This window comes from Pseudomonas sp. CM25 (assembly GCF_013179705.1).
GTDB lineage: Bacteria > Pseudomonadota > Gammaproteobacteria > Pseudomonadales > Pseudomonadaceae > Aquipseudomonas.
This window is the reverse complement of record NZ_JABMCW010000419.1, coordinates 1-4146: the sequence shown is the minus strand read 5'-3', so window position 1 is coordinate 4146 and position 4146 is coordinate 1. Positions and strand designations below refer to the sequence as shown.

The window sequence follows — 4146 nt, the reverse complement described above, 5'->3', positions numbered from 1 at the left end:
GGTCTGCTGCTTTCTGGTGGTACCCTGTACGTCAGCACCTACCAGGGCCGCGTAGCGGGCCTGGACCTGGAAAGCGGCCGCGTGCTCTGGCAGCGTGATGCTTCCAGCTACGTGGGTGTCGCCCAGGGCTACGGTAACGTCTACGTCAGCGAAGCCTCGGGTAACGTCGAGAGCGTCGATGAGCGTTCTTCCAGCGCCCTGTGGACCAACGACACCATGGCCCGCCGTCAGCTGTCGGCACCGGAAGTGTTTTCCAGCTACGTGGCCGTGGGTGACTTCGAGGGCTACCTGCACCTGCTGAGCCAGGTCGATGGCCGCTTTGTCGGCCGTGAGCGTATCGACAGCGATGGCCTGCGCGCCCGCCCACTTGTGGTCGGCGACACCATCTATGTATTCGGCAACAGCGGCAAGCTCGAGGCACTGACCATCCGCTGAAGCTATGCTTGAAGCCTTGGCGGGCTTCAAGCCGCGGCGTAGGACACGCCGCCAGACCTCCGGCCGCTGCCTTGCAGCGGCCTTTGTATTTTCAAGAATTCGAGAGTGGAGAGCCGATGGTTCCCGTAATTGCCCTGGTGGGCCGCCCGAACGTCGGCAAATCCACCATGTTCAACCGCCTGACCAAGACCCGCGATGCCATCGTCGGTGACCTGTCTGGCCTGACCCGTGACCGCCAGTATGGTGATGCCAGCTGGCAGGGTCGTTCCTTCATCCTGATCGACACTGGCGGTATCACCGGTGACGAAGTGGGCATGGACGAGAAGATGGCCGAGCAGTCGCTGATGGCCATCGAAGAAGCTGATCATGTGCTGTTCCTGGTCGATGCCCGCGCGGGCATGACGGCGGCAGACCAGATGATCGCCGAACACCTGCGCAAGCGGAACAAGTCGGCGATCCTGGTGGCCAACAAGATCGACAATATCGACCCGGACGTTGCCCGCGCCGAGTTCTCGCCGATGGGCATGGGCAACGCCATTCCGGTGGCGGGCTCCCAGGGCCGTGGTATCAACGCCCTGATGGAAGCCGTGCTCGGTCACCTGCCGCGTGATGCCGAAGAGGAATCGCTCGATCAGGAAGTCGCCGAAGGCGAGGAAGCGGTACGCATCCCCGGCCCGAGCGAGAAAGATGGCATCAAGATCGCCATCATCGGCCGGCCGAACGTCGGCAAGTCGACCCTGGTCAACCGCATGCTCGGTGAAGAGCGTGTGGTGGTCTACGACGAGCCAGGCACCACCCGCGACAGTATCTACATCCCGTTCGAGCGCGATGGCGACAAGTACACCTTCATCGACACCGCGGGCGTGCGCAAGCGCGGCAAGATCCACGAGGAAGTCGAGAAGTTCTCGGTGGTGAAGACCCTGCAGGCGATCAAGGACGCCAACGTGGTGATCTTCGTCATGGACGCCCGCGAAGGTGTGGTGGACCACGACCTGAACCTGCTGGGCTTCGCCCTGGAAGCCGGCCGTGCCATCGTCATCGCCCTGAACAAGTGGGATGGCATGGAGCCGGGTGAGCGCGACTACGTGAAGACCGAGCTGGAGCGCCGGCTGTTCTTCGTCGACTTCGCCGACATCCACTTCATTTCCGCCCTGCACGGCACCGGCGTGGGCAACCTGTACAAGTCGGTACAGGCCGCGTTCAAGTCGGCGGTCACCCGCTGGCCGACCAGCCGCCTGACGCAGATCCTCGAAGACGCCGTGAGCGAGCACCAGCCACCGCTGATGAACGGTCGCCGCATCAAGCTGCGCTATGCCCACCTGGGGGGGGCCAACCCGCCGCTGATCGTGATCCACGGCAACCAGACCGACAAGATTCCCAAGTCGTACTCGCGTTACCTGGAAAACACCTATCGCCGGGTGCTGAAGCTGGTCGGTACGCCGATCCGCATTGAGTACAAGGGCGGTGAGAACCCGTACGAGGGCAAGAAGAACACCCTCACCGATCGCCAGGTCAACAAGAAGCGCCGCCTGATGTCGCACCACAAGAAGGCCGAGAAGAAGCGCCGCGACAAGCGTTGATCAACGGCAAGCTGCAAGTGAAAGCAGACAGCGATCCACGCTGCTTTTTCTTGTAGCTTGCAGCTTGAAACTTGTAGCTTATAGCTCTCAGTCCCCAGGAAAGAGGGCTTCATGATCCGCAGCAAACTGCCGAATGTCGGCACGACCATCTTCACCACCATGTCCCAGCTCGCCGTGCAAACCGGTGCGCTCAATCTGTCGCAAGGTTTTCCCGATTTCAACGGCCCGCAGGCGCTGCTCGACGCAGTCGGCCGGCATGTGGCCGCCGGGCATAACCAGTATTCGCCCATGACCGGCCTGCCGGCCCTGCGTCAGCAGGTAGCGGCCAAGGTCGCGCGGCTGTACGGCGCGCAGGTGGATGCCGACCAGGAAGTGACCATCACCCCCGGCGCCACCGAGGCGATCTTCTGCGCGATCCAGGCGCTGATCCATGCCGGTGACGAGGTGATCGTCTTCGACCCTTGCTACGACAGCTACGAGCCATCTGTGGAGCTGGCCGGTGGACGTTGCGTGCATGTGCAACTGAGCGACGGCAGCTTCCGTATCGACTGGCAGAAGTTCAGTGACGCCCTGAGCCCGCGCACACGCATGGTCATCCTCAACTCGCCGCACAACCCCAGCGGTGCGTTGATCACCCGTGAAGACCTCGACCAGCTGGCCCGGTTGATTGCCGAACGCGATATCTACCTGGTCAGCGATGAAGTGTATGAGCACCTGGTTTATGACGGCGTGCGCCACGCCAGCGTGCTGGCCCATGATGAGCTGTACCAGAAGGCCTTCGTGGTCAGTTCGTTCGGCAAGACCTACCACGTTACCGGCTGGAAGACCGGCTACGTGATCGCCCCGCCGGCGTTGACCGCCGAGTTGCGCAAGGTGCACCAGTACGTCAACTTCTGCGGCGTGACGCCATTGCAGTGCGCCCTGGCCGATTTCATGGCTGAGCACCCCGAGCATATCGATGAACTGCCAGCCTTCTACCAGGCCAAGCGCGACCTGTTCTGCGGCTTGCTGGAAGGCTCGCGCTTCAGCTTCACCCGCACGGCGGGTACGTATTTCCAGTTGGTGGACTATTCGCTGATCCGTCCGGACCTGAATGATGTCGACATGTCGCTGTGGCTGACCCGCGAGCACGGCGTGGCGACCATCCCGGTATCGGTGTTCTACCAGCAACCCATCCCCGAGCAACGCCTGGTACGCCTGTGCTTTGCCAAACGAGAGGAGACGCTGCGCCAGGCAGCGGAAAAATTATGCGCGATCTAAGTACCTTGCCTAACCTGAGAGTCGCTTTGGTGCAAACCACCCTGGCCTGGCACGACCGCGAAGCCAACTATGCACACTTCGAGGTGCTGCTGGAGCAAGTGGGCGAGGTGGACCTGGTGGTTCTGCCGGAAATGTTCACCACCGGGTTCTCAATGCAGTCTGAAAGCCTGTGCGAGCCGGAGAACGGCCCGACGTACAAATGGCTGAAGGCGCAGGCGAAGAAGCGTAACGCGGTGATCACGGGCAGCGTGATCATCCAGGCCGCCGACGGCAGCCACCGCAACCGCCTGCTGTGGGCGCGCCCGGACGGTGAGATCCTGCACTACGACAAGCGCCACCTGTTCCGCATGGCCGGCGAGCACAAACACTACACACCGGGTGAGCGCCAGGTGCAGTTCGAGCTCAAGGGCTGGCGGATTCGCCCGCTGATCTGCTACGACCTGCGCTTCCCGGTGTGGAGCCGCGACGCCCAGGACACCGACCTGCTGCTGTACACCGCCAACTGGCCAGCGGCGCGCCGGCAGCACTGGAACAGGCTGCTGCCGGCGCGGGGCATCGAAAACCTGTGCTTTGTGGCTGCGGTGAACCGGGTGGGCACCGATGGCAAGGGCTTTGCGTATTCCGGCGATAGCCAGGTGCTGGACTTCCAGGGTGAAAGCCTGCTCAGCGCGGGGGAGGCCGACGGGGTGTTCACCGTCGTGTTGAGGGCGGCGGAGCTGGCGGCGTACCGGGCCAAGTTCCCGGCCAACCTGGATGCCGATACCTTCGAGCTGCACTAAGAGGGTGTCAGAAATTTTGTGTTCGGGCATAACATGAGTAAGAGGTGCATGTATGCCAACCAAAAAAAAACCGCTCCGAGAGTTACCAAAGG

4 protein-coding genes are annotated in these 4146 nt (G+C 62.3%); all 4 read left to right on the top strand.

Features of this window, described 5'->3' with window-relative positions; translation table 11 throughout:
- Window positions 1-435, top strand: a 435-nt coding sequence (locus tag HP546_RS26935) for a PQQ-binding-like beta-propeller repeat protein (RefSeq protein WP_172231899.1), incomplete at its 5' end; no start/stop codon positions are given.
- A 116-nt stretch (window positions 436-551) separates the two neighbouring features.
- Window positions 552-2015, top strand: coding sequence for a ribosome biogenesis GTPase Der (gene der, locus HP546_RS26930; RefSeq protein WP_172231896.1), 1464 nt, complete (start codon window positions 552-554; stop codon window positions 2013-2015).
- A gap of 111 nt (window positions 2016-2126) precedes the next feature.
- Window positions 2127-3275, top strand: coding sequence for a pyridoxal phosphate-dependent aminotransferase (locus HP546_RS26925; protein ID WP_172231893.1), 1149 nt, complete (start codon window positions 2127-2129; stop codon window positions 3273-3275).
- A complete protein-coding gene (locus HP546_RS26920) occupies window positions 3263-4054 on the top strand; it encodes an amidohydrolase (RefSeq protein WP_172231890.1) in 792 nt (263 codons plus the stop codon). Before HP546_RS26925 ends, HP546_RS26920 begins: the two co-directional genes overlap by 13 nt.
- The last annotated feature ends 92 nt before the right edge of the window (window positions 4055-4146 follow it).

Excerpts from the sequence above, each read along its gene's own strand:
- der (WP_172231896.1), top strand. The coding sequence starts at position 552 with ATGGTTCCCGTAATTGCCCTGGTGGGCCGCCCGAACGTCGGCAAATCC.
- HP546_RS26925 (WP_172231893.1), top strand. The coding sequence starts at position 2,127 with ATGATCCGCAGCAAACTGCCGAATGTCGGCACGACCATCTTCACCACC.
- HP546_RS26920 (WP_172231890.1), top strand. The coding sequence starts at position 3,263 with ATGCGCGATCTAAGTACCTTGCCTAACCTGAGAGTCGCTTTGGTGCAA.